A 23,859-nucleotide genomic window follows, 5' to 3' on the forward strand; every position below is an offset into this window, starting at 1 on the left:
ACTCTTAAAACGTGGCTTTTCGTCGTCACTCATCAGGCATAAAGAATGGCCTGAACCCGCCAGTTATCTACCCGGTGGTCTTCCTGCATTTGAATAATTCGGTACCAGGAGGCCCCTTGTTCATCAGCTTTTAACGCGATGACGCGCTCAACATCCTGGGGCGTACCGGAAACATTGTTGACAGAAATCAGGCCAATTTCATTCAGGCCGGTGACGCAGTCAGCGCTCGCGAACTCTGCGGACTGCGCTGATGTGGTTATCATACCCACGGAAAGCAACAGTGAGGTTAAGGCAAGAGATCGTTTCATATCAGCTCCATTTCACGTTACCCCGATGAATTACAGGGCATTCCATCGCGAGTGAATCCATACAATCCATTGTGCACAGGCGAACATAAACGGGTTAAAATCAGTGTAAATCTTCCTTAAACAACGCGCGTTTTACTGCCGGTACAGAAGGGCACGTGCGTACCAGCGTCCCGGGAGAATCGTGTCATCCATCATTAAAATGACGTAATAATCCGCCCTGGCTTCGGTCGCTTTTACCTTTATGGCCTCTTCAACATCCATCGGTGAACCTAACACCGTGACGCTCACGGCACCGATTTCCTGCAGGCCTGGCGTCTGATTACGACTGATCTCCTGCGGATGCGCACTGACCGGGGGCGCCGGCTGCGGCTTACCTTCCAGCACGCTACAACTGCTCAGCATCAACGTCAGCAGAAGTGTACTGACCATGCGCATCATGTTTTTATGTTTCCTGACTGCCATAGTGTAGTTCCTCCGGTATTCCCTCTCAGGGGAATGTTCCCAATCTGTTATCCCCACCGTTGTTTTCGAATGAAAAGACGGTGAAAGCGTAATCTGTATCGCAAAGTTTTCGCTTTATTAAAAAAGGCTGACTTGCGCCTTCCGCTATAAGGTGGCATACCAGCACTATAGAACACGGAGGCGACAGTGATTGAACTTAACGTTGACTATTTTGCAGGTATCGAAACGCTCCATGCTTTTCCGGCGGGAAAGGCGACGCAGCCGCTGCCCACGATTATTTTTTACCACGGGTTTTTGTCATCAAAGCTGGTTTACAGCTATTTTGCGGTGGCGCTGGCGCAGGCCGGATTTCGGGTAATTATGCCGGACGCCCCCCTGCATGGCGCGCGCTTTAATCATGATGAAAACGGCAGGTTGCAACAGTTCTGGCAAATCTTACAGAGCAATTTTACGGAGTTTCCCGCGCTACGGGATGCGCTTTATCAGGCTGATGTAGTGGAAGGTGATCGGCTGGCCGTGGGGGGCGCATCGATGGGCGGAATGACCGCGCTCGGCATCATGACGCACCACCCTGAGGTGCGCAGCGTGGCATGCCTTATGGGGTCAGGGTACTTCTCCACGCTCTCACGCACGCTTTTTCCGCCGGTTGACGTTACTCAGCCCGCTCAGAAGACGGATTTCGACGCTATTATTGCGCCCCTGGCACAATGGGATGCTACAACGCATTTACCGCAGTTGGGAAATCGACCGCTCCTGTTATGGCATGGCGAAGATGACGATGTCGTTCCGGCTGCCGAAACCGTGCGTCTCCAGCAGGCGCTGGCTGCAAAAGGGGGGGATAACCAGCTCACCTTTCTCCTGGAACCGGGTGTCAGGCACCGCATCACCCCCACCGCGCTTGAGGCCACCGTCGCGTTTTTTACACGCAGCCTGTGAGCAAATCCGTACTCCTTTTACGTTCAGATCCTCAGGCCCACTGAGGATCGTCGCAGTAGCCTTTATGCCGGATGATTATCCGGCATAAAGGCTGTTTTCACCGCTTTTGGGCAGGAGGGGAAGGATGCGCCAGCAAAACGCACGCTGCAGGAAGCCGTGGGGAAACCCTTCGCGCCGGATGCGGTGGCAAGAAAAAGCCTCCATTAAAGGAGGCTTAAACCGTAGCGTCGTCGCTCAACGGTAGACTTCTGCGCTGGCATGCAGGCTATGATGAGTGCCAGGCTCATGCATTATCAGGGTGTGAAAATATTTTGCCCCGCGTGCGGTGGCCTCTTTGTTCAACGCTTTTTCCGCATCATTTTCCTGCGCGAAGTTATGGTTGATGTAGACCACGCCCAGACTCTGGACATCATCCATGTTGCGGGCCTGTTGACCGTTAATGTTGATGGCCGCAGTGGCGCTGGCGCTCATCAACAGCATGGTTACTAAAATTGCGATGTTTTTCATGGTATTACGCTCCACAACTACTGACTTTATCATCGTCAGGTCATGCGTTCGTCCTGGTGTTTCGTTATGCGTAAAGTCTACGCTTTCCCGCCAAAACGTATCGCGACCATTTCTGATGCTGTCGTTCAAAAATTTGCCGTGATGCGGTTTGCCTTAAGTTTAATGCTGGCGGGTGATACGGCTTTGCGCTTAGTGCGAATTATTTGCGCAATCAGCTTGAGTTTGAGGGGGGAGGTAAGTATTATGACGCGTCATTTTTCAGCCGACCTTTAACACGTTCCTTGCCTCCATGGGCCTCGGCTGACCCAGACAGGAGGCTGAATAATCCGTAAGGAGCAATTCGATGCGTCATTACGAAATCGTTTTTATGGTCCATCCTGACCAGAGCGAACAGGTTCCGGGTATGATCGAACGCTACACTGGTGCAATCACTGCAGCAGAAGGCACGATCCATCGTCTGGAAGACTGGGGCCGCCGTCAGCTGGCTTACCCGATCAACAAACTGCACAAAGCACACTACGTTCTGCTGAACGTTGAAGCACCGCAGGAAGTTATCGATGAGCTGGAAACAAACTTCCGCTTCAACGATGCCGTTATCCGTAGCATGGTAATGCGTACTAAGCACGCTGTTACCGAAGCATCTCCGATGGTTAAAGCGAAAGACGAGCGCCGTGAGCGTCGCGATGATTTCGCAAACGAAACCGCAGATGATGCAGATGCTGGGGATTCTGAAGAGTAATTTCTGATGACCAACCGTCTGGCGTTATCCGGCACCGTGTGCAGGATGCCCCTTCGAAAGGTCAGCCCATCAGGAATTCCTCATTGCCAGTTCGTGCTTGAGCATCGTTCTGTGCAGGAGGAAGCCGGCTTTCACCGGCAGGCGTGGTGCCAAATGCCCGTTATTGTTAGCGGACACGAAAACCAGGCCATTACTCACAGTATAACGGTCGGTAGTGCAGTAATCGTTCAGGGGTTTATCTCTTGCCACAAGGCAAAGAACGGTCTGAGCAAAATGGTTCTGCATGCCGAGCAGATTGAATTGATAGATTCTGGAGACTAGCCATATGGCACGTTATTTCCGTCGTCGCAAGTTCTGCCGTTTCACCGCGGAAGGCGTTCAAGAGATCGACTATAAAGATATCGCAACGCTGAAAAACTACATCACCGAAAGCGGTAAGATTGTCCCAAGCCGTATCACCGGTACTCGTGCAAAATATCAGCGTCAGCTGGCTCGCGCTATCAAACGCGCTCGCTACCTGTCCCTGCTGCCGTACACTGATCGTCATCAGTAATCGGGCACAGTCCATTTATACGACTTTAAGAGGATAAGGTAATGCAAGTTATTCTGCTTGATAAAGTAGCAAACCTGGGCAGCCTGGGTGATCAGGTAAACGTTAAAGCGGGCTACGCTCGTAACTTCCTGGTCCCACAGGGTAAAGCTGTTCCTGCTACTAAGAAAAACGTTGAGTTTTTCGAAGCACGTCGTGCTGAACTGGAAGCCAAACTGGCTGACGTTCTGGCCGCTGCTAATGCACGCGCTGAGAAAATCAACGCACTGGAAACCGTAACCATCGCGTCTAAAGCTGGCGACGAAGGTAAACTGTTCGGTTCCATCGGTACCCGCGACATCGCTGACGCTGTAACTGCAGCAGGCGTTGACGTTGCCAAGAGCGAAGTTCGTCTGCCGAACGGCGTTCTGCGTACCACTGGCGAGCACGAAGTGGACTTCCAGGTTCACAGCGAAGTGTTTGCTAAACTGACCGTTAACGTTGTTGCTGAATAATTCAGCCTCTGACGTTGCGTAAGAAACGCCGGCCTTGTGCCGGCGTTTTGCTTTTCTGCCCGGCGACCATCCTCTCTGTTTCCATTCCTTAGCGATTTCGCGATAATCAAATTTAAAACGTAATTTTAAAATGGGGAATTAAATGGAAACCGTGCTCCCTGCTCCTCTCTTTGCGCGCAAAAAAGCGGCATACGCGGGTGCAGCCTTCTGTTGTCTACTTTGGGGAAGCGCCTACCCGGCGATAAAAAGCGGTTATGAGATTTTCCAGATTGCGGTGGACGATATTCCGTCCAAAGTGGTGTTTGCGGGCTATCGCTTCTTCTTTGCCGGACTCCTACTGCTGCTATTCATGATGGCGCAGCGCAAGCCGCTCGGTCGCCTCTCAACCCGGCAGTTTGGTCAGGTAGCCCTGCTTGGCGTGACGCAAACCTCCCTGCAATACGTCTTTTTCTACGTCGGTCTGGCCTTCACCACCGGGGTAAAAGGGTCGATCATGAATGCGACAGGCACCTTCTTCAGCGTGCTACTGGCGCACTTCATCTACCAGAACGACAAGCTCAGTTTCAACAAAAGCCTTGGCTGCGTGCTGGGCTTTAGCGGCGTGATGGTCGTCAACCTGAGTAGTGGCTCACTCGATTTCAGCTTCAGTCTGATGGGGGATGGGTTTGTGGTGCTGGCGGCGTTTATCCTGTCGGCCGCCACGCTGTATGGTAAGCGTATCTCTCAAACGGTGGACCCGATGGTCATGACGGGATACCAGCTGGCGTTTGGTGGCCTGGTTCTGATGATCGGTGGCTATGTTAGTGGGGGTTCACTCACCGTACATGGCCTCTCATCGGTAATGATTCTTGGCTACCTGACGCTGCTTTCCTCCGTCGCGTTCGCCTTATGGAGCGTGCTGCTGAAGTACAACCGCGTCGGCATGATTGCGCCGTTTAATTTCCTGATCCCGGTCTCAGGCGCGCTGCTCTCTGCGATTTTCCTTGGCGAAAACATCGTTGAACTGAAGTATGCCCTGGCGCTGGTACTGGTCTGTTCAGGCATCTGGTGGGTGAATAAGGCCACCAGTAACAGATAACGCCCTGATGAACCCGGCGGCACAGCCACCGGGTTCATCAGGCATCGTTAGCGTGCGCGAATAAAGCTACCATCCTGTTGACGGGTAAACAGCACGGACTGGGCATTACCACCTTCGATAGTCAGGCCTGTCACCACGCCGTTAGCGTTCTGGCGGATCTTAACCATCTGACCGCTTTGCAGGCTGCTGAGCGGCTTTCCGTCACCTTCCACTTTGGCCATGGCATAAACATCTGTCGGTGGCAGATTGTGATCGCGAAAAAGCTGTGCCAGCGTTTTACCCTTTTCAACACGATACGTCCGCCATTGCTGCTCAATACCCTCTGCAGCAGGCAGTGCGCTGTGTTGCGAGGTCTGTACGTCGTCCTGAGGCTCTTCCTGGATAGGTTCAGGTTCAAGCGGGACGTTCTGCTGCGGTGCATTGACCAGCGGTGCCGACGATGGCGTCTGTGCGGGCGGAGTCGTCAGGGTGGGCGAAGAGGGTTGTGATTGCGACTGGATATCCAGCTGGGCCTCGCGCGAGGCGGTAGCAGAAGGCGGTGCATCATTCCCAGAGGGCAACAGGATGCCAATCACCACCAGCAGAAAGGCGATAATCAGCCCCTTACGGTGCAACGACGGAAGCGGGTCCATAATGCGAAAATGGTCCGGGGCGTGCCAGATTTTCGCCAGGGTAGGTTTCAGTTCAAATCGCCCGGGCATGGCTTTCCTCCTGCTCCGCGTCATTTATTATCCTGTGATGTTGAGTATAGATGGCTAACTCTCTGATCGACTGCGTAATGTGATACGTCCTCACATGACATTGAGATAAATCTTACCGGCTCTATTCTTTCTGTTTCTCTGCGATTTGTCATCTTTACTGCGACAAAGTTTTACCCGTTGCAGTGTGGCTGCTATGCTGCGCGCTACCTTAAAAAGTGATGAAAGGAAGACCCATGACAACCCCAACGTTTGACACGATTGAAGCGCAGGCCAGCTATGGCATTGGTTTGCAGGTAGGGCAGCAGCTGAGCGAATCCGGCTTACAGGGGCTGTTACCGGAAGCACTGGTTGCCGGTCTGGCCGATGCGCTTGCAGGCAAACAACCGGCTGTTCCGGTGGATGTGGTTCACCGTGCGCTGCGTGAAATTCATGAACGTGCGGACGCGGTACGCCGTGCTCGCTTCGAAGAGATGGCGGCTGACGGCGTTAAGTACCTTGATGAAAACCGTGAAAAAGAGGGCGTGAACAGCACCGAATCCGGCCTGCAGTTCCGTGTTCTCACTCAGGGTGAAGGCGCTATTCCGGCACGTACTGACCGCGTCCGCGTACACTACACCGGTAAACTTATTGACGGCACGGTGTTCGACAGCTCTGTAGCCCGTGGCGAACCGGCTGAATTCCCGGTTAATGGCGTCATCGGCGGCTGGATTGAAGCTCTGACTCTGATGCCGGTCGGTTCCAAATGGGAACTGACAATCCCTCACAACCTGGCTTACGGCGAACGTGGCGCTGGCGCCTCTATCCCGCCATTCAGCACCCTGGTATTTGAAGTGGAATTACTGGAAATCCTGTAATCTTCACGGTGCTTTCCTCTCCCCGACGGGGGAGAGGAAGAGCACGCTACGCTAATCATTCAATAAATGAATTAATTTCGATACTTTATCTTGCCATACAGGACAGGCGGTGTATTTTTGTGAGCTTCGTCGACTAATACGAGTGATATGCTGCTCACTTTAAACAAATATTTAACATCGTCTTGAATTCAGAGTATTCATCCCGCCGATTCTTACCTAATATCGTTGCGTCCGCGATAGGGCGAATGACGTATTTAAAGGCCAGAAGAGCCTCAACAACACAGACAGGAAATAAACATGGTAGATCAGGTAAAAGTCGCCGCCGATGAAGAGGCGTCGACGGAACAATCGCTACGGCGCAATCTTACAAACCGGCATATTCAGCTTATTGCTATCGGCGGTGCCATTGGCACCGGGCTATTTATGGGGTCCGGGAAAACCATCAGCCTCGCCGGGCCGTCGATCATATTTGTCTATATGATCATTGGTTTTATGCTGTTTTTCGTCATGCGTGCAATGGGTGAACTGCTGCTGTCGAATCTGGTGTACAAATCTTTTAGCGATTTCGCTGCCGATCTGCTCGGCCCCTGGGCGGGGTACTTCACTGGCTGGACCTACTGGTTCTGTTGGGTTGTCACCGGCATGGCAGACGTGGTGGCCATTACCTCTTATGCCCAGTTCTGGTTCCCCGGCCTTTCTGACTGGATCGTTGCGCTCTCCGTGGTGGTACTCCTGCTGAGCCTTAACCTTGCCACGGTGAAGATGTTCGGCGAGATGGAGTTTTGGTTTGCGATGATCAAAATCGTCGCTATCGTGGCGCTGATTATTGTCGGTCTGGTGATGGTGTTAACCCACTTTACCTCGCCGACAGGCGTGGAAGCCTCGGTGTCACACCTGTGGAATGACGGCGGCTGGTTCCCGAAAGGCATCAGCGGTTTCTTTGCAGGCTTCCAGATTGCGGTCTTCGCCTTTGTAGGGATTGAACTGGTAGGCACCACGGCAGCGGAAACCAAAGATCCGGAGAAATCCCTGCCGCGGGCGATTAACTCCATCCCGATTCGTATCATCATGTTCTACGTCTTTGCGCTGATCGTTATTATGTCCGTGACGCCGTGGAGTTCCGTGGTGCCGGATAAGAGCCCGTTCGTTGAGCTGTTTGTGCTGGTGGGCCTGCCTGCGGCGGCGAGCATCATTAACTTTGTGGTGCTGACCTCGGCCGCCTCTTCAGCGAACAGCGGCGTCTTCTCGACCAGCCGTATGCTGTTCGGCCTGGCGCAGGACGGGGTGGCCCCGAAAGCCTTCGGGAAGCTCTCTAAACGCGCGGTACCGGCGAAAGGGTTGACCTTCTCCTGTATCTGCCTGCTCGGTGGCGTGGTCATGCTGTACGTGAACCCAAGCGCGATTGCCGCATTCACGATGATCACTACCGTCTCGGCCATTCTGTTTATGTTTGTCTGGACGATTATTCTTTGCTCGTACCTCGTCTACCGTAAACAGCGTCCACAGCTGCATGAAACCTCTATCTACAAGATGCCGCTGGGTAAACTGATGTGCTGGGTCTGCATGGCGTTCTTTGTCTTTGTTATTGCGCTGTTGACGCTGGAACAGGATACCCGTGAAGCGCTGATCATCACGCCGTTATGGTTTGTGGTGCTGGGCCTGGGCTGGCTGATTGTTGGCAGGAAACGTCTGCAGAACCTGCAGAAATAAAAAAGAGCCGCTTTGGCGGCTCTGAATGACTTCCATGACACAGGGCGCTCTCGGGCGCCTTTTTTAATTCCCGGCGAGGGCACGCGGAAACAGGACGTTGTTCTCCAGGCTGATGTGCTCCATCAGATCGTCAATCAATTCATTGATGCCGTTATACATCGCCTTCCAGGTGGTGCACGCTTCCGGCGGTGGCGTCACGCCATTGGTGATGTGTTTGATCACCTCCAGTAGCTCCCCGGCTTCATCATGCTCACTCTCCATCACGCTGATGGGGCCGGCGGCCTGGCTTCCCATACCCTGTTTGATCAGAGGGAACAGAATACGCTCCTCTTTCATCATGTGGCTGGAGAGTTCGTCGTGCAGCATGGTGAGATATTTTGTCAGCCCTTTAGGGACGTTCGGTTTGTCTGCGTGTACCCGCTCCACTTTGGTGGCCTGCAGAATCAGCTCCGGCAGTTGCTCACGATGGCGATCGTGGTAACGCACGATGATGTGGTCGATAATTTCGTCGAGTGCGGTAGCGCGCCAGTCCTGCTCCACCGGTTGTTCTGCCAGTTTTGCCAGCTCCGCTTCAATCACGCCCACGTCCAGCTCTTTGCGCGTTGCTGCGCGCGCAAGCGTCTGCTTACCGCCGCAGCAGTAGTCCATATCGTATTTACGGAACAGCGCAGACGCACGTGGAATGGAAAGCGCCAGTTCACCCAGGGGTTGGTCACGGAAGGCCATAGCAGTTACCTCATCATCGAAATTATAAGTTGTATTTTAAATGCATCTTTAAAGCGATGATATACCCCTTTCGGGCAAGAGGGAATGAATTTCACCGCCCCCGTCCAGGAGCGGTAGCGTCAGGCGGTGTGTTCAGAGGGGGACAACAGTGGTTTTTACTGGCTTCGCCCTGACCGCCATGACAACGCCTGTGACCAGCAGCGCAATACCGAAGAGCGTGAGCCAGGCGGGCACCGACTGGCGTAACAGAAAGGTGTAAAGCAGGCCCGCCAGAGTTTCAAAGACAATTAATGGCCCGAGGATCACCGTCGGCAGACGCTGACTGGCAACGTTCCAGCACAATGCGCCTACCCAGGAGCACAGCACCGCAATCGCCACCATCAGGCCGATAAACACCCCGGGGCGCGGGCCGAAGGGCTGAGCAAAGTCGGGTTGCTGAAGGTTCAGCCACAGGCAGGCGGCAGCATAGCCCAGAAGGGAGACCGGGAGGGTCACCAGCGCCTGGGCTGTGGCCCACATCATCGGGTTTTTGTCCGGGTTTTCCCGCAGCCAGCGGGCGTTGCGCAGGGCGTACCAGGCCCAACATCCCACAGATACCATCGCCAGGGCAATGCCGGAGCCATAGCGCCACCAGGAAAAATCAGGCAGACCGCCGTGCAGCTCAGCAATGTTGACGCATAACAATCCGGCCGCAATACAGAGCAGAGCAGGGGCAAGACTTGACCAGGCGAGCCTGCCGTCGCGCTGGCTGTAGAGCACATTAGCGCAGACTGGAATCACCACCGGCAGGGTGCCGATTATCATGGTTGAAACCGGTGCCCCGGTGCGCTGGATGGCGCTGGCAAGGCAGACGTAATAGATGAGGTTGCCCATCAGGGTCAGCGCAAGCGCCGTTGTCCAGTCGGCACGCGTGAGCTGGCGCAGACGCTGGCGGCCCAGCCAGGCGAGCGGCAGCGCAATCAGACCTAATGCCAGGTAACGTCCCGTGGATTGCAGAACCGCCGGGTAGTCCGGCACAAGTAAAGGACCAACGAAAATCAGCCCCCATAACATCCCCGCAAGCAGGGCATACAGCACACCACTAATCATACTTCCATCCACATTGACGAATTTCGCTGTCAGTGTAGAAAGGGCACGGAACGGAATATTGTATGAGATTGCGCATCAGCGCCGGGCCACCTGCTTTTGATAGCGAACTGGCGTAATACCATAGCGATGGGTAAAGGCGCGGGTGAGATGAGACTGGTCCGTCAGGCCGGTGGCCGCAGCCACTTCGGCGGCGGGCATCCCCTGGGTGAGGAAATTTTTGGCGCGCCAGAGACGGATTGCCATCAGCATCTGGTGCGGGGTGACATGATAATGGGCCTTAAACTGGCGCTGGAAATGGTAGGGACTCAGTGACACCACCCGGGCCAGCTCATCCAGCGTCAGAGGGCGCATGTAGTTGTCATGCAGGAATTCGCGCACGCGCCCGAAGCGGTGGGCGGCCTCCTGGTAAACCGGGGCATGACGCGCCAGCGGACGAAAGCTGTCGATGAGATCAAGCAGCAATCCTTTTTGCGCCAGCGGATCGTCGGTGTGCCAGAGGCCATGAATCAAGCCGCAGATCTGTTGGGTGCGCAGCGGGTCATGACGCATCACATCGCTGAACCACCAGTGACGAATACCGGTTACCTCTTCCAGTAACGACGGATCGAGATAAACCATCCGGTAACGCCAGCCGTCGGCGCCGTCGGCTTCTCCGGTATGAAGTTCATCCGGGTTCATGGTAACGACGGAGTTGGCAGGGGCAACATACTGGGTGCCCCGGTAGCGAAAGCGTTCGGCACCGGCTTCAATCGCGCCAATGCCAAAAGCTTCATGGGTATGGGGCTCAAAGGCGTAGCGGGAGATATGGGCGTGGTAAAGTTCGACGCCCGGCACCTGGGCCAGGTGGCGAAAACGCGCGCTGTCTCTCTCGTCATCAAACTGTTCCGGTACGCCCTGCACACTCACTCTCCGCCATGACCATCCTCTCATTATTAAGGATGGTCAGGCGGCATGCCACAAAAATTAACCATTTTGTAACTGTTACAGAATGCCTTTGACGCTCTCGGCAAGCGGGGTAGTCGGGCGTCCAGTCAGCGTGCTTAAGGTACGGCTGTCATCAAACAGGCCACCTTTTGCGGCACCGGTATCAGAGTCCGCAAGCAGGTTCGCGAAAGCCTCTGGCAGGCCCACGTCTTTCAGTGCAGCAGCAAAATCCGCTTCGCTCAGGTTCTGATACACCACGCTTTTCCCGCTCTGTTTGCTCAGTTCAGCGGCCAGTTCGCTTAACGTCCAGGCATCATCGCCCGCCAGCTCATAGACCTTACCTGCATGATTCTCTTCACGCATAACACGCGCCGCCGCCGCCGCGTAATCCGCACGGGTGGCAGAGGCGATTTTACCGTCACCTGCCGCTCCAATAAATACGCCGTGCGCCAGGGCTGCCGGCGCGCTGGCAAGGTAGTTTTCGCTGTACCAGCCATTACGCAGCAGCGCAAAGGGGATACCGGATTCAGCGAGCATATGTTCGGTTTCAACATGCTCAACGGCCAGGCCCAGCGGGGAGCTATCCGCATGCAGAAGGCTGGTGTAGGCAATGAACTTCACGCCCGCTGCTTTGGCTGCATTAATAACATTACGATGCTGAGAGGTACGCTGCCCCACTTCGCTGGAGGAGATAAGCAGCAGCTTGTCCACCCCGGTCAGGGCCGCGGTCAGCGCGGCGGCGTCGTTGTAATCACCCTGACGAACAACAACCCCTTTTTGAGTTAAGGCTTCGGCTTTCGCCGGGTTACGAACAATGGCAACTATCTCGTTGGCAGGGACGGTTTCCAGTAAGGCTTCAACAGTAAGTGCACCGAGCTGACCGGTAGCGCCGGTAATGGCGATCATGATGAATCTCCTTCGTGTTTGGCTTGTGTTGTGGCACACTATCACCTTAACTAACTTTTAGTAAGTACGTACAAAAAGGTAAGTATGAAAAACACCAATCCGACGCTAAGCGAGCAGCTGCGCAACGGGGATCTCTTTGCTGAGTCGTGTCCCTCGCGGGACGTGCTTAAACATGTCACCAGCCGTTGGGGCGTATTGATCCTGGTGGCCTTACGTGACGGCACGCACCGTTTCAGCGATTTACGCCGCAAGATGGGGGGAGTCAGCGAGAAGATGCTGGCGCAGTCATTACAGGCGCTTGAGCAGGACGGTTTTCTCAACCGTATTTCCTACCCGGTGGTACCGCCGCACGTGGAATATAGTCTGACGCCGTTAGGCGAGCAGGTGAGCGAGAAAGTGGCGGATTTAGCCGACTGGATTGAGCTGAATTTGCCTCAGGTTCTGGCGACGCGAGACGATCGCGCCGCCTGAGATGTTGCGCTTGGTATGACGAGCGCACCGCTGTTCCCCCTCACCCCGGCCCTCTCCCTCAAGGGAGAGGGAGAAAGGCAAATTTCAGACCGCTCGAGTGGTCCTCTGCCCCTGTAGGGCTGAGGAATCCCAGGTGATATTACCTTTTGCAGCGATAACACTGCGTCATGAGAATAAAACCGTCACCGCGATGACAGGGTCCGGCTGAAAATCGACGACGCGTATCCGCAAGGCCGGGGCGACGCGCAGGGATGCGCGGCGAGGGCGGCTTTACAGGGAGGTTTCCTCCGCCCGTCCCCGATAAGCCTGAAGGATTAAGCGTCGTGAACCGCGAAGCGGCGATTTTCGTGGCCGGGAGCCCGGGTCGCCAGGGCGGTGGCGGTGAACCGCCCTGGCACGTTCACGAGTTCTGGCGTGACAGAAAAGCAAGGAACATAAGATGAACGGAATGACCCTCAGAGCCGCATGTTTCCCCTCACCCCGACCCTCTCCCCAAAGCGGAGAGGGGGCTGTCCGTGCTCGTATTATTTGGTGGGGATCCCTCTCCCTCCGGGGGAGGGGCTGTTCACGGCTTACTGACTCAAATCCATCTGATACAGCGCAAAGCCAATCTCATCATCGCCCACTTTCTTCATCGGGTACTGCGCTTTCTCTTTGATAAAGGCCGCGGCTTTTTCTGACGGTGAGGTTTCGAAACGAATATCCAGCGGTACGGAGCTATGAATCGGGGCCAGACGCCAGTTGTTATCGGCCGCCGGGTGTATTTCTCCCGCCCGCGCTGACTCGTCGCTTATCCATTTTGCCAGCACCGCACGGTTTTCATCCGGGGAGGCAAAGGCGATATGGCTGTCGCCAGTACCCGCAAACTTGCCGCCGTAGGCACGGTAGTTGTTGGTGGCGACCAGGAACACCTGATTCGGATTAATAGGTTTGCCGTTGAACGTCAGATCTTTGATGCGCTCCGCCTGCGGATTGACGCTCTGGCATTCACCGTCGTAACGGGCCGGTTGCGACACATCAATCTGGTATTTCACCCCATCAATGACATCGAAGTTATAGGTACGGAACGTCTCCCAGTTGATAAGCGACTGGGGCTTGCTGTTGTTGGGATCTATCTGGTTAAACTGCCCCGCGGAACACTCCAGCCACTCTTTAACCTCTTTGCCGGTCGCTTTCACCACCACCAGGGTATTAGGGTAGAGATAAAGATCGGCGGCGTTGCGGAAGGTGAGTTGCCCTTTTTCGACCTCAACAAAACTGGCCGGATCGTTTTTACGCCCGCCCGCTTTAAACGGTGCGGCGGCAGAGAGCACCGGCAGGTTCGCCAGATCCGGATCGCCCTGAATAAAGTGCTTCACATAGGCCGTTTGGGCGTTGTTAACCACCTGCACGGTCGGGTCATCCTGTACCAGTGACAGGTAGCTGTACATATTGTCAGCGGACTTGCCGATAGGTTTGCCAACAAACTCGCGGGTGGCATCGTGATCGTGCTTGAGAATGTCCACCAGCTTGCTGTCTTCTTTCACCAGTGCCTTTTTGGCGGCGGCATCATAAATGGGGCGCGCTTCCGCTTTGGAGGAGATGACCTGCCATTTTCCACCATCGTTATTCAGCACCAGGTCAACAACACCCAGGTGATCGCCCCACATACCCGGCATCACTGATGGCACACCGTTCAGCGTGCCCTTCGCGATATCAGCGCCTTTAATGGCGGCGAAATCTTTTGACGGGAACACCGCATGCGCGTGGCCAAACAGGATGGTGTCAACGCCAGGAATTTCACTTAAGTAGTAGACGGAGTTTTCCGCCATCGCCTGGTAAGGCTCTGCGGAGAGTCCGGAGTGAGCCACCACGACAACCAGATCTGCCCCTTTTTCACGCATTTCAGGCACATATTTTTTTGCCGTTTCGGTGATGTCGTCGACGGTGACTTTGCCCGTCAGATTCGCTTTATCCCAGACCATGATTTGCGGTGGCACAAAACCGATATAACCGATTTTCAGGGTTTGCGGTTTTCCGTCTTTATCGATGACCTTCGTCTCTTTGATCAGGTAAGGCGTAAAGAGCGGTTTTTTAGTTTTGGTATCAATAATGTTGGCGTTAACGTAGGGAAATTTCGCCCCTTCCAGCGCCCGGTGCAGGTAATCCAGACCGTAGTTGAATTCGTGGTTACCGAGGTTACCAACCGCATAATCCAGCGTATTCAGCGCCTTGTAGACCGGATGAATATCACCCTTTTTCAGCCCCTTTGCCGCCATGTAATCACCCAGCGGACTGCCCTGAATTAAGTCGCCGTTATCCACCAGCACGCTGTTTTTGACTTCACTTCTGGCGGCATTAATCAGGCTGGCGGTGCGCACCAGGCCGAATTTTTCTGTCGCAGAATCTTTGTAGTAATCAAAGTCCATCATATTGCTATGCAAATCAGTGGTTTCCATAATGCGTAAATCCACTGTTGCGGCCTGCACGCTGGCGGCAATCAGCGTTGCCAGGAGCGTTGCGCTAAACTTAATCATCAGAGGTGTCCTTTTTAGATCTGAGCCACAAAAGAAAGTGATATGTACATTTTGTTGCTTACAGAATTGTGAATACTGACATGATTTTCGCCACATAAATGCAACAACTATCACACCTGGCGGATAATGGCTGAATGCGATATAAGTAAACCAATGAATTATCTAGGGTAAAAACCCCACTGCCAAAAACAGGAGGTGGACGATGTTAGAAGCGATTTGTCAGCTCGCACGGGAAGCGGGCGATGCCATCATGGACGTATACGACGGTCATCAGCCGATGGACGTCACCAGCAAGGCCGATGACTCCCCGGTGACCGCTGCGGATATTGCTGCGCATGGCGTGATCATCCGTGGCTTACAGGCGCTGACGCCTGACATTCCGGTGCTGTCAGAAGAAGACCCGCCCGGCTGGGAAGTGCGCCAGCACTGGCAGCGTTACTGGCTGGTGGACCCGCTTGACGGCACCAAAGAGTTCATCAAGCGTAATGGTGAGTTTACCGTGAACATCGCGCTGATTGAGCAGGGTAAACCTGTCCTGGGCGTGGTTTACGCGCCAGTACTGAAAGTGATGTATGCGGCAGCGGACGGCAAGGCATGGAAAGAAGAGAACGGTGTCCGCAAGCAGATTCAGGTGCGTGACGCGCGTCCGCCGCTGGTGGTTATCAGCCGTTCTCATGCTGCTGCGGACAGCGAGCTGCAGGAGTATCTGACCCAACTCGGCGAGCACCAGACCACCGCGATTGGCTCTTCGCTTAAGTTCTGCCTGGTCGCTGAAGGGCAGGCGCAGTTATATCCCCGTTTTGGGCCAACTAACTCCTGGGATACGGCGGCAGGCCACGCGGTGGCGGTGGCTGCCGGGGCGCACGTTCACGACTGGCAGGGCAAAACCCTTGATTACACGCCGCGTGAATCCTTCCTCAACCCCGGCTTCCGCGTTTCTATTTACTGAGTAATTTCTGCAGCAGGGCGACAACCTGCTGCACCTCCGCCTGGCTCAGACTGCCGTCTTTGGCGTACTGGATTTTTCCTTCTTTATCCAGCACCACAACCGCCGAACTCTCTTCTTCAAGCTGCCAGGCTTTGCGCACCATTCCATCGCTGTCCACCACAAACTGCGACCACGGGTAGAGCTTTTTGTTGCTCTCTATGCTGCTGCGCACAAACATGGCCGAGCCGGGAATCGCATCGTCAGTGTTGATAATAGTGGTGGTCTGGTAGCGGTCATGGGGCAAACTGGCGGACTTGATCGCTTCAATGAGGGCTGCATTTTTCTCTTTTGCCGATGTTCGACCCGCAATATGTTGCACCACTCGCACTTTGCCAGGAAGCTGCGCGCTATTCCAGGCTTTATAGCTAAACTTACTGTTATCGAGAATTAACTCTCCTCTGTCAGCGACGCCAACAGGTGGTACTCGCTGGCCCGTCTCAAAATTTTGAGCATGCGCCAGAAGCGGCATTAGCAGGCAGGTGGCTGCCAGGATGTTGCGTAGGGTCATGGTGTTTCCTTTATTGTTTTGCACTGATTATCTGCAGGTGATCCGACCACTTAATGAACCTCTTAATCATAAGTGCGATCAATAAGGATTTCCCGCAATCGGGATGCCAGTTTGCGGGTTAACGCACATAACCGCGAAAAAACGATGCCTTATACTGCCTTGCCTAAAGGACTGCAAAGAAAATTCTGAATAACTGTCATCAAAAGGTAAATAAACTTATACAGACTATGTGTCCTGAATGTTCTGGACTATAGTCACTGGGCAACAAAATTTGCGCTCATCACAGTCGGGCCAAGTGTGGCTCCGCAAGGGCGTAATACTCAACAGGAGATACAAAAATGAAAATTTTCCAACGTTACAACCCACTTCAGGTGGCGAAGTACGTGAAAATCCTGTTCCGTGGACGGTTGTATATCAAGGACGTTGGCGCTTTCGAGTTCGATAAAGGCAAAATTTTGATCCCGAAAGTGAAGGACAAACAGCATCTTACTGTTATGTCAGAGATCAATCGTCAGGTTTTGCGTCTCCAGGCGGAGATGGCTTAACAATCCATGCTATGCAGTAACCGCGGTACAAAGAAACGGCTCCGAAAAGGAGCCGTTGATGTTTTCAGCATCTGCCTTCACTCATCCCTTCATAACATTTTTTATATTCCATCGGTGGGATGCCATTATGTTTACGAAAGATCCGCGTGAAGTAGATCGGATCGGCGTACCCCACCGATTGAGCCACTTTAAATACCGGCAGCGGCGTTGACTGGATCAACAGCCGGGCGCGGTTGATGCGTTGGACTTCTCGCCAGGTTTACGATTTTTAACTCTTCGGCGATGTGCTCATTCAGATAATTGCACACCGTATTCATTTTAAACAGAATTTTTTCTCAGCTTCAATTAGCTTTTCCTTACGGTTTTTTCCAATACTACGAAAGCGCGTGGCACCTATTAAATAATAAACATTCTTTTTTTTATATTTTCCTAGAAGATAAAGCTCTTCAGCATTATTTGAATCCATTCCTGCTTTACACCAAACATGTTCGACTAATTCATCCTCTTTTTTCATAAGCAGTTCTCCGGCTAAAGATGCAGAGTAAACGAGTTCACTAGAGAATATTTTGTTATGTTTGTCATCAAGTTCAAATTTCACCCCGAATGTATTTATATCGACATTTGAGTAGACATCAATTTTCCTTGAGTTTTCTGGAAAGAAATCCGGGAGCCATGTCCTTACTCCTGAATTTTCTGGAATAGAAGAGTAGTGCTCATATTGATAACGATTGACGTCAATTTCTCCAATAAAGTAGTAGGTCATAACAAAAATAAACCAACATGGTAAGGATAGCGTAATGATTTTAAAGAAATGTCGCGGTATAATTCCTTGCTTCATTTAAGATATCCCTCTTCAATGAGGAGTTTTATTGTTTTTTTATGCTCTGGGTCGATGAATTTTTTACATCTATCTGAGCAAGTCTCCTCAGCAGGACAGGTGATTCCATACGCATTTACTTTTAGATCTTCCGCATTGTCTAAGACCATGTCATAAAGAGATAGTTTTCCTTTTCCATATAATCCAAAACCATTTAATAAGAAGTCTCTTGTTTCTTTTAAATTGCCGAGGAAGGTTGCATAGCCACTAGATGCAACTCTTGATTTAGATGTAAGACAAAATGCACTACAATGAAAAAACTGGTCTCCTCCAATTATATTCAATCTTTTCATGTCGTTATGAGTCTTACTGAGTATGCTATACGCATCAGCATTCATATACCATGGTTCATTGTTTTGTGCGGTTGTCAACGCTGACTGATAACCAGCCTGGCTAAAATGTCCATTTAGTATCGTCCAACCATTTAATCCTAAAGGATCTATAGTTGTAACCGGATCCAACGGATACAGATATAAATTCCACCCCCCCTTCAGCCCAACCGGGTCCTGGGTGATATACCGTCCCTGTCGCGGGTCATAATAACGATAGCGGTTATAGTGCAGCCCGGACTCTTCATCATACTGCTGACCCGGCAGGCGGAGTGACTGGATGAGGTTCTTCGGGTTGTCCTCGTACAGCAGGTTTCCCCACTCGTCATAATCGCCACGCCAGGCGAGGGTGCCGTCTTCGTTGACTAATGCGAGAGGCAGTCCCCGGTGGTCGCAGTGGTACAGATGAATTTTTCTCGCCGGGACGGGCAGGGCTTCCAGCAGTGCCGCCATGCGCTCCGGCGTCAGGCCGCATCCGGCCAGCCACTGATGGCTCTCCGTGCTGACGGCCCCGGCCCGCAGCTCACCCTCAAGCCGGTCCAGCATTGCCACCAGCTCTGGCGGGAACACCACGGCATAACCGGCCTCACTGCCATCCTGTTGCAGTTTCTGCGCCAGCGTCCGGTGATGGCGCAGGGCATCCAGTTCCGCCGTGGCGGTTTCCACCCGGATGAGCGGCGTAAAGCTGCCGGGTTCATAAATCGTCTGGATGCGGGACTGCGCCGTCTGCGTGGTCACCAGCCGGTCGCCGTCCCAGCCGTACCAGGTCAGTGACGGTTCCACATGCTCCTGATGCCGGAACTGCTTCGCCAGCCGGCGGCCCAGCGGGTCGTAGAGGTAGCGGCCTTCAGCCCTGAGGCCGTTATGCCGCGTGTGGATGAAATGAATCAGCCGGTGCTGGTTATCGTAACGGTAGTGATGGCTGTCCCCGTCATCCACCGGCGTGCGCGCCGTTTTCTCTGTCAGCCTGCCGTGGCGGTCGTGATGGTACAGATAATGTGCGTCTTCATGGATACGGTTATCCGGCCATGCTGTCAGGGCGCGCTCTGGATGCAGCCCGGGCTCAGGCAGCCGGTTGCCTGCAGGGTCGGTGAGGTAAGTGTGCTGCCCATCAAGGTTCTCACTGGTGGTACGCACAGCGGTCAGTCTGCCGCCGGAGCCGTACGTATACTCCCTGACCTGAAGCGGGCCGCTGATGCGTACCAGTTGCCCGACTGCATCGTAGCCATAGTCGCGGTCCTGCTGCGGGCTGTTGAGGTGGTGGCTCTGCAGCTGCCCGCCGGGGGTCCAGGCGGTGGACAACGTATATAAAGGTGTGCCGAAGTGGCGCAGGGTTTCCCGGTGCAGACGGTCGCGGGTGAACTCCATGAGCGGGGTGTCGCCGAGCTTCATGCCTGCCAGGTATCCGGAGCCGTATGTCAGCCACTCCACCGGGGGAAGGCTGTCCGGCCGGAAGCGGTTCACCTGTCCCTGTTCATTCCGGGCGTGTGTGGTTTCGTGCTGCCAGAGCAGTGCCGCCGTGTCCGGGGCCTGTACCGTCTGGCGCTCACTGACCAGGCGGCCACGGTCATCGTACTGATAGTGCACGGCGACCCGGTGCCCTTCGCTGAGGTGGCTGATTTCAGTCAGCCAGCCGCGGTCGTCATAGTGCCAGTGCTCTGCAGGCTCGCCGTTCATGCTGCGGTGCGTCAGCCGGTCGGATGCATCGTAGTGCCAGAGGGTGATGAGGTCTTCCTCTTCGCTGCGGCTCAGCCTGCCGGTCAGGTCGTACCGGTAATACTGTGTCCTGCCGTCGAAACCGGTCTGCTGCGTCAGCCGGTCCAGTACGTCGTAATGCAGTGTACAGTGGCGGCCGTTTTCATTCGTGAGCCGGGTGACACGCCCCGCGGCATCGTAATCGAGTTGCCGGGTCAGGCCATCCTGCGTGGTGGACACGGCCCGGCCCGTGGCGTCATACCCGGTTTCACTGCGCCTGCCGTCCGGCAGTATCACCGTGGTCAGGTCACCGGCATCGTTGTACGCATAGCGGGTTTCATGGCCGTCAGCATCCGTCTGGCTGACCATCTGGCCCCGTTCGTTGTACGCGAACACCTGGCTCAGCCCTTCCTCGTGATGGATGGCTGTCACCTGCCCGAAGCGATTGTATTCATAGTGGGTCTGGTATCCCGAGCAGTCGGTGAAAGTCAGTACCTGACCGTAGCGGTTGCGGGTTATCTGTTTCTGGCTGCCGGTAGCGTCCTGAATACGGGACGGGTATTCACTGCGCGGGTCCTCGTACCCGTAGCGGGTGGTATTGCCCTCGCGGGAGGTCTCTGCCGTCAGGCGGCCCTGCGCATCGTATGTGAGACGCAGGACCAGACCATCCGGGTACTTCACGGCGCAGAGCTGTCGCTGAGGGGTGTGATAAAATTCGGTCAGCCTGCCATCGGGGGTGACAATGCCGGTGATGTTGCCGGAGGCAATATTATGCCGGTACTGCGTTTTGCGGCCTGCCGTATCGGTCTGTTCGATAAGCCAGCCCATCGGATTGTATGCGCTGAGCGTCACGCTGCCGTCGGCGTGCTCTTTTTTCACCACCCGCTTCAGGCCACCTTCGCCTTCGGTGTGCAGGACCTCCCGGCGGTTCAGGCTGTCGGTGATGGCAACCTGGTCGCGGGCATAATCATAGCGGTAGCTTAAGCCTGCCGGATTATGCTGCTCCGTTACCCGTCCTGACGCATCGTAGCAATAGGTGGTCTCAGGGCGACCGGCATAGCCGTGCGCCACCATCCTGCCGGGGTGTGCCGGGTCGTATGCAAAGCGACGCACCTGCACATCGCCCCGGTCATACACGGCTGCCAGCTCTCCGGCCGGGGAATACACATAGCGCGCCAGCGGTGCCGCTGGCAGGGTGTCGGGGTATTCGGGGTCATGCGTCAGCCAGACGGCGTCCAGCCGGATACCGCTGTCCTGACCATAGCGGGTGGCGACCGGCGCATCAGGACAGGCCGGTAATCCCTGCTGCCGGTCACGCTCTGGTCGTGTACTCAGCATCAGGCGAAAGCGACGCCCTGCGCCGTCCGTTACCGCCGTGATATGCCCGGTAAACTCACCTGCGGCCTCGCGGTGATACGTCAGTGTATGCCCGAAACGGTCAGCCAGCCCGGTCAGCACCCGGTACGGTGGCAGCGGGGGTGGCAGCGCTTCATCGATGCCCGGTACGCGCTCAGCCCACCCCAGAATCCACCAGGGGCCCTGCAGGCTGCTGATGGCCAGGTACGTATGCTGACTGAGGCGGAGGTCTTCCGGCAGGGTCTGCCACACAGTATGCAGGGGGTTACTTGCGTGCAACCGGTCCACGCCACCCCGGGCAAGCCAGAACAGTTCAGAGCGGCTGAAGGCGGTCTCGCCGGGCAGCAGATGCTCAAAGTGAATGCTGCGCCCGCCGTTGTCATTGAGGATAAGCGCCCCGTCCTGTATCTGCAGGACGATATCAGACGGGGCTTTCCAGCCGGGGCCGAAGAGACCGACCGGGGCGGGAGTGGGGGTACGGTAACTGCTGTAGGTGCGGGTGAGCAGAAAAGGCAGCGGGCCGGGAAGGGCGATATCGGTTTCGCCGGGCAACACTTTGGCACCGGGAAGCGGGTTGACCGGGGAGCCGGAGGTGATACCCCCGGGGCAGACCGAGCAGGCCACCCCGGTGGGTGCCCCAATCATCACGCCCGCCGAGCCCTGCACAATGGGGCCGCCATACTGCGTCATGTCGCCCTTCCGGGCCGCCGGTCTGCCGCTCATCATCACATCCTTTTGTATGACGGCAGGCCTCATGCCCGCCGGTAAAAACAGGGATATACTTATGCTGTGCAACGGGAAGGAAACAGAGAACCCGATCCGCAACCGGGCAGATTAGGAAAACGTTTAGGGGAGTTGAACAGAACAATAGGGAGAAACAGGCAGGTAGAGTAGGTGAAACCAGTCCGCGCTAAACTGACTGGCACGGCTCCAAAATGGAGCCGTTGATGTTTTTAAGGTAGGGAGAAAATTAGGCGTCGTTCGCTATTTTTTCTTCCGCATCCGGCAGCTTTGGCGTTAACACAGTGGCTTTGCTGTCGATACGCGTCACCAGCAACTGGTCGATGCGGTAGTTATCAATATCCACCACCTCGAACTTGTAGCCAGAGAATTTCACCGCGTCGGTGCGTTTCGGGATCTTGCGCAGCATAAACATCATAAAGCCGCCGATGGTTTCGTAATTACCGGACTGCGGGAACTCGTCGATGTCCAGCACGCGCATCACGTCGTCAATGGGCGTACCGCCGTCCACCAGCCATGAGTTTTCATCACGCGCCACGATTTGCTCTTCCAGCCCCTGGCCCACCAGATCGCCCATCAGCGTGGTCATCACGTCGTTCAGGGTGATAATGCCCACCACCAGCGCGTATTCATTCATGATTACCGCAAAGTCTTCCCCGGCGGTTTTGAAGCTTTCCAGCGCTTCGGAGAGGGTCAGCGTATCGGGCACAATCAGGGTATTGCGGATCTGCACGCCGCTGTTCAGTGCCAGACTCTGGTTGCCCAGCACACGGTTCAGCAGATCTTTGGAGTCGACGTAGCCAACGATATGGTCAATGTCGCCATTGCAGACCAGGAACTTCGAGTGCGGGTGCCGGGCTACTTTATTCTTCAGACTCTGCTCATCTTCATGGAGATCGAACCAGATGATGTTCTCACGCGACGTCATGGAGGAGGGAACAGTACGTGACTCCAGTTCAAAGACGTTCTCAATCAGCTCATGCTCCTGCTTACGCAGCACCCCGGCCAGGGCACCGGCTTCGAAAACGGCATAAACGTCATCAGAGGTAATATCGTCTTTGCGCTCCATCGGTAGTTTAAACAGGCGGAAGATGTTGTTGGCCATGCCGTTAAAGAACCACACCAGCGGGCGGAAGATAAACAGGCAGAAGCGCATCGGGTTGATAATGCGCAAAGCCACAACTTCAGGCGCGATCATACCGATGCGTTTCGGGGTCAGGTCGGCGAACAGGATGAACAAACCCGTTACTAACGTGAATGAGATAATAAAGCTCAGGCGCTCTGCCAGTTCAGGTGAGACCACGCTGATGAGCATGCTGTAAAAGGCGGGGGAGAAGGCGGCGTCTCCGACGATACCGCCGAGAATGGCGACGGCGTTGAGGCCAATCTGCACCACGGTAAAGAAGGTGCCGGGGTTTTCCTGCATTTTTAAAATGCGCTGCGCATTGATGTTGCCATCATCGGCAAGCAGTTTCAGTTTGATTTTTCTGGATGCGGCAAGTGATATCTCAGACAACGAGAAGAATGCACTTACAACGATCAGACAGAGTATGACTAAGATGCTGTTTAACATAATTTATCCAGTCGGTGACCGGATCCTCGGAAGGGGAAATTGAATAATCCATGTGGCATAGCACATTAAAAGCCGGTCCGAAGCGGTGGGCCGGCAATTTCGTTGGCTAGTATAGCGTAAGCGGATAACCGCTCGCCAGCAGTGTAAGCAGTTTGTTACGTAACCCGGCAGGCGGTTCTTTCGTCAATCTGGCCTCATTTGCGCCAGAAATGGATGGAAACGTCACCGTCTCTGCATAACCAAAGGGTATATCGAAGACACGGGGGTATGGAAAAG

General features: G+C 54.6%; 25 protein-coding genes and 1 pseudogene. 12 read left to right on the forward strand and 14 right to left on the reverse strand.

The window, feature by feature from the left end:
• Positions 1-32 precede the first annotated feature (32 nt).
• Positions 33-308, reverse strand: a complete 276-nt coding sequence (yjfN, locus tag M1D91_RS02165; RefSeq protein WP_437434342.1) for a DUF1471 family protease activator YjfN — start codon at positions 306-308, stop codon at positions 33-35.
• A 132-nt stretch (positions 309-440) separates the two neighbouring features.
• Positions 441-770: a biofilm peroxide resistance protein BsmA gene (gene bsmA / locus M1D91_RS02170; protein ID WP_437434343.1), complete on the reverse strand. Its 330-nt coding sequence runs from the start codon at positions 768-770 to the stop codon at positions 441-443.
• 186 nt (positions 771-956) lie between these two features.
• Between bsmA and yjfP the strand changes: the two genes are divergently transcribed.
• The gene (yjfP, locus tag M1D91_RS02175; RefSeq protein ID WP_437434344.1) at positions 957-1,706 is read left to right on the forward strand and encodes an esterase; all 750 of its coding nucleotides are present in this window, start codon (positions 957-959) and stop codon (positions 1,704-1,706) included.
• Positions 1,707-1,940: 234 nt separating this feature from the next.
• Here yjfP and M1D91_RS02180 read toward each other — a convergent pair whose 3' ends face one another.
• Positions 1,941-2,213, reverse strand: a complete 273-nt coding sequence (locus M1D91_RS02180) for a YdgH/BhsA/McbA family protein (protein WP_437434345.1) — start codon at positions 2,211-2,213, stop codon at positions 1,941-1,943.
• 66 nt (positions 2,214-2,279) lie between these two features.
• On the opposite strand from M1D91_RS02180, the gene M1D91_RS02185 reads away from it, so the two are divergent.
• From M1D91_RS02185 to M1D91_RS02210, 6 genes are all read left to right on the forward strand, one after another.
• Complete coding sequence (locus tag M1D91_RS02185; protein WP_437434346.1) at positions 2,280-2,486, forward strand: hypothetical protein; 207 nt, start codon at positions 2,280-2,282, stop codon at positions 2,484-2,486.
• 70 nt (positions 2,487-2,556) lie between these two features.
• Complete coding sequence (rpsF, locus tag M1D91_RS02190; RefSeq protein WP_006686337.1) at positions 2,557-2,952, forward strand: 30S ribosomal protein S6; 396 nt, start codon at positions 2,557-2,559, stop codon at positions 2,950-2,952.
• A 6-nt stretch (positions 2,953-2,958) separates the two neighbouring features.
• A complete protein-coding gene (gene priB, locus M1D91_RS02195; protein WP_437434347.1) occupies positions 2,959-3,273 on the forward strand; it encodes a primosomal replication protein N in 315 nt (104 codons plus the stop codon).
• Positions 3,274-3,277: 4 nt separating this feature from the next.
• Entirely contained in the window at positions 3,278-3,505 is a 228-nt protein-coding gene (rpsR, locus tag M1D91_RS02200) for a 30S ribosomal protein S18 (protein WP_000135199.1), read from the forward strand.
• Between the two features lie 41 nt (positions 3,506-3,546).
• Positions 3,547-3,996, forward strand: a complete 450-nt coding sequence (gene rplI / locus M1D91_RS02205; protein WP_437434348.1) for a 50S ribosomal protein L9 — start codon at positions 3,547-3,549, stop codon at positions 3,994-3,996.
• 142 nt (positions 3,997-4,138) lie between these two features.
• Positions 4,139-5,074 (forward strand): DMT family transporter, encoded by a 936-nt coding sequence (locus tag M1D91_RS02210; RefSeq protein ID WP_437434349.1) that lies wholly within the window; start codon positions 4,139-4,141, stop codon positions 5,072-5,074.
• Positions 5,075-5,121: 47 nt separating this feature from the next.
• Here M1D91_RS02210 and M1D91_RS02215 read toward each other — a convergent pair whose 3' ends face one another.
• On the reverse strand, positions 5,122-5,775 hold the full coding sequence (locus M1D91_RS02215) for a LysM-like peptidoglycan-binding domain-containing protein (protein WP_437434350.1): 654 nt from the start codon (positions 5,773-5,775) through the stop codon (positions 5,122-5,124).
• 233 nt (positions 5,776-6,008) lie between these two features.
• On the opposite strand from M1D91_RS02215, the gene fklB reads away from it, so the two are divergent.
• Positions 6,009-6,629, forward strand: a complete 621-nt coding sequence (fklB, locus tag M1D91_RS02220) for an FKBP-type peptidyl-prolyl cis-trans isomerase (RefSeq protein ID WP_437434351.1) — start codon at positions 6,009-6,011, stop codon at positions 6,627-6,629.
• Positions 6,630-6,926: 297 nt separating this feature from the next.
• Complete coding sequence (gene cycA / locus M1D91_RS02225; RefSeq protein WP_437434352.1) at positions 6,927-8,339, forward strand: D-serine/D-alanine/glycine transporter; 1,413 nt, start codon at positions 6,927-6,929, stop codon at positions 8,337-8,339.
• Between the two features lie 63 nt (positions 8,340-8,402).
• Here cycA and ytfE read toward each other — a convergent pair whose 3' ends face one another.
• The 4 genes from ytfE to M1D91_RS02245 form a co-directional block, all read right to left on the reverse strand.
• Positions 8,403-9,065, reverse strand: a complete 663-nt coding sequence (gene ytfE / locus M1D91_RS02230) for an iron-sulfur cluster repair protein YtfE (protein WP_437434353.1) — start codon at positions 9,063-9,065, stop codon at positions 8,403-8,405.
• A gap of 132 nt (positions 9,066-9,197) precedes the next feature.
• On the reverse strand, positions 9,198-10,154 hold the full coding sequence (locus tag M1D91_RS02235; RefSeq protein WP_437434354.1) for a DMT family transporter: 957 nt from the start codon (positions 10,152-10,154) through the stop codon (positions 9,198-9,200).
• A gap of 75 nt (positions 10,155-10,229) precedes the next feature.
• The gene (locus tag M1D91_RS02240; RefSeq protein WP_437434355.1) at positions 10,230-11,054 is read right to left on the reverse strand and encodes an AraC family transcriptional regulator; all 825 of its coding nucleotides are present in this window, start codon (positions 11,052-11,054) and stop codon (positions 10,230-10,232) included.
• Positions 11,055-11,135: 81 nt separating this feature from the next.
• Positions 11,136-11,984 (reverse strand): SDR family oxidoreductase, encoded by an 849-nt coding sequence (locus tag M1D91_RS02245; protein WP_437434356.1) that lies wholly within the window; start codon positions 11,982-11,984, stop codon positions 11,136-11,138.
• Between the two features lie 84 nt (positions 11,985-12,068).
• Between M1D91_RS02245 and M1D91_RS02250 the strand changes: the two genes are divergently transcribed.
• Positions 12,069-12,455, forward strand: a complete 387-nt coding sequence (locus tag M1D91_RS02250; protein WP_437434357.1) for a winged helix-turn-helix transcriptional regulator — start codon at positions 12,069-12,071, stop codon at positions 12,453-12,455.
• A 572-nt stretch (positions 12,456-13,027) separates the two neighbouring features.
• Here M1D91_RS02250 and M1D91_RS02255 read toward each other — a convergent pair.
• Positions 13,028-14,971: a bifunctional 2',3'-cyclic-nucleotide 2'-phosphodiesterase/3'-nucleotidase gene (locus M1D91_RS02255; protein WP_437434358.1), complete on the reverse strand. Its 1,944-nt coding sequence runs from the start codon at positions 14,969-14,971 to the stop codon at positions 13,028-13,030.
• A gap of 202 nt (positions 14,972-15,173) precedes the next feature.
• Here M1D91_RS02255 and cysQ point away from each other — a divergent pair, with 202 nt between their 5' ends.
• A complete protein-coding gene (gene cysQ / locus M1D91_RS02260) occupies positions 15,174-15,920 on the forward strand; it encodes a 3'(2'),5'-bisphosphate nucleotidase CysQ (RefSeq protein WP_437434359.1) in 747 nt (248 codons plus the stop codon).
• Here the strand turns inward: cysQ and M1D91_RS02265 are convergent.
• The gene (locus M1D91_RS02265; protein WP_437434360.1) at positions 15,910-16,467 is read right to left on the reverse strand and encodes a YtfJ family protein; all 558 of its coding nucleotides are present in this window, start codon (positions 16,465-16,467) and stop codon (positions 15,910-15,912) included. The two genes, cysQ and M1D91_RS02265, sit on opposite strands and share 11 nt — an antisense overlap.
• 338 nt (positions 16,468-16,805) lie before the next feature.
• Here M1D91_RS02265 and M1D91_RS02270 point away from each other — a divergent pair, with 338 nt between their 5' ends.
• Positions 16,806-17,012 carry a DUF1107 domain-containing protein gene (locus M1D91_RS02270; RefSeq protein WP_437434361.1) on the forward strand — a complete coding sequence of 69 codons (207 nt, stop codon included), beginning with the start codon at positions 16,806-16,808 and terminating at the stop codon, positions 17,010-17,012.
• A gap of 64 nt (positions 17,013-17,076) precedes the next feature.
• Here M1D91_RS02270 and M1D91_RS02275 read toward each other — a convergent pair.
• The 4 genes and pseudogenes from M1D91_RS02275 to M1D91_RS02290 form a co-directional block, all read right to left on the reverse strand.
• Positions 17,077-17,332, reverse strand: a pseudogene (locus M1D91_RS02275) (helix-turn-helix domain-containing protein); the annotation flags it as partial.
• Positions 17,326-17,850 (reverse strand): YbbD family protein, encoded by a 525-nt coding sequence (locus M1D91_RS02280; RefSeq protein WP_437434362.1) that lies wholly within the window; start codon positions 17,848-17,850, stop codon positions 17,326-17,328. The pseudogene M1D91_RS02275 and the gene M1D91_RS02280, both read right to left, overlap by 7 nt.
• The gene (locus tag M1D91_RS02285; protein ID WP_457976314.1) at positions 17,847-21,992 is read right to left on the reverse strand and encodes an RHS element core protein; all 4,146 of its coding nucleotides are present in this window, start codon (positions 21,990-21,992) and stop codon (positions 17,847-17,849) included. The genes M1D91_RS02280 and M1D91_RS02285 overlap by 4 nt, the downstream gene beginning before the upstream one ends.
• A gap of 247 nt (positions 21,993-22,239) precedes the next feature.
• Positions 22,240-23,583, reverse strand: coding sequence for a polyamine export protein PaeA (locus tag M1D91_RS02290; RefSeq protein ID WP_437432292.1), 1,344 nt, complete (start codon positions 23,581-23,583; stop codon positions 22,240-22,242).
• Positions 23,584-23,859 lie beyond the last annotated feature (276 nt).

Source organism: Enterobacter sp. SA197, from assembly GCF_054131575.1.

Excerpts from the sequence above, each read along its gene's own strand:
- yjfN (WP_437434342.1), bottom strand. The coding sequence starts at position 308 with ATGAAACGATCTCTTGCCTTAACCTCACTGTTGCTTTCCGTGGGTATG.
- bsmA (WP_437434343.1), bottom strand. The coding sequence starts at position 770 with ATGGCAGTCAGGAAACATAAAAACATGATGCGCATGGTCAGTACACTT.
- M1D91_RS02180 (WP_437434345.1), bottom strand. The coding sequence starts at position 2,213 with ATGAAAAACATCGCAATTTTAGTAACCATGCTGTTGATGAGCGCCAGC.
- M1D91_RS02185 (WP_437434346.1), top strand. The coding sequence starts at position 2,280 with ATGCGTAAAGTCTACGCTTTCCCGCCAAAACGTATCGCGACCATTTCT.
- rpsF (WP_006686337.1), top strand. The coding sequence starts at position 2,557 with ATGCGTCATTACGAAATCGTTTTTATGGTCCATCCTGACCAGAGCGAA.
- priB (WP_437434347.1), top strand. The coding sequence starts at position 2,959 with ATGACCAACCGTCTGGCGTTATCCGGCACCGTGTGCAGGATGCCCCTT.
- rpsR (WP_000135199.1), top strand. The coding sequence starts at position 3,278 with ATGGCACGTTATTTCCGTCGTCGCAAGTTCTGCCGTTTCACCGCGGAA.
- rplI (WP_437434348.1), top strand. The coding sequence starts at position 3,547 with ATGCAAGTTATTCTGCTTGATAAAGTAGCAAACCTGGGCAGCCTGGGT.
- M1D91_RS02210 (WP_437434349.1), top strand. The coding sequence starts at position 4,139 with ATGGAAACCGTGCTCCCTGCTCCTCTCTTTGCGCGCAAAAAAGCGGCA.
- M1D91_RS02215 (WP_437434350.1), bottom strand. The coding sequence starts at position 5,775 with ATGCCCGGGCGATTTGAACTGAAACCTACCCTGGCGAAAATCTGGCAC.
- fklB (WP_437434351.1), top strand. The coding sequence starts at position 6,009 with ATGACAACCCCAACGTTTGACACGATTGAAGCGCAGGCCAGCTATGGC.
- cycA (WP_437434352.1), top strand. The coding sequence starts at position 6,927 with ATGGTAGATCAGGTAAAAGTCGCCGCCGATGAAGAGGCGTCGACGGAA.
- ytfE (WP_437434353.1), bottom strand. The coding sequence starts at position 9,065 with ATGGCCTTCCGTGACCAACCCCTGGGTGAACTGGCGCTTTCCATTCCA.
- M1D91_RS02235 (WP_437434354.1), bottom strand. The coding sequence starts at position 10,154 with ATGATTAGTGGTGTGCTGTATGCCCTGCTTGCGGGGATGTTATGGGGG.
- M1D91_RS02245 (WP_437434356.1), bottom strand. The coding sequence starts at position 11,984 with ATGATCGCCATTACCGGCGCTACCGGTCAGCTCGGTGCACTTACTGTT.
- M1D91_RS02250 (WP_437434357.1), top strand. The coding sequence starts at position 12,069 with ATGAAAAACACCAATCCGACGCTAAGCGAGCAGCTGCGCAACGGGGAT.
- M1D91_RS02255 (WP_437434358.1), bottom strand. The coding sequence starts at position 14,971 with ATGATTAAGTTTAGCGCAACGCTCCTGGCAACGCTGATTGCCGCCAGC.
- cysQ (WP_437434359.1), top strand. The coding sequence starts at position 15,174 with ATGTTAGAAGCGATTTGTCAGCTCGCACGGGAAGCGGGCGATGCCATC.
- M1D91_RS02265 (WP_437434360.1), bottom strand. The coding sequence starts at position 16,467 with ATGACCCTACGCAACATCCTGGCAGCCACCTGCCTGCTAATGCCGCTT.
- M1D91_RS02270 (WP_437434361.1), top strand. The coding sequence starts at position 16,806 with ATGAAAATTTTCCAACGTTACAACCCACTTCAGGTGGCGAAGTACGTG.
- M1D91_RS02280 (WP_437434362.1), bottom strand. The coding sequence starts at position 17,850 with ATGAAGCAAGGAATTATACCGCGACATTTCTTTAAAATCATTACGCTA.
- M1D91_RS02285 (WP_457976314.1), bottom strand. The coding sequence starts at position 21,992 with ATGAGCGGCAGACCGGCGGCCCGGAAGGGCGACATGACGCAGTATGGC.
- M1D91_RS02290 (WP_437432292.1), bottom strand. The coding sequence starts at position 23,583 with ATGTTAAACAGCATCTTAGTCATACTCTGTCTGATCGTTGTAAGTGCA.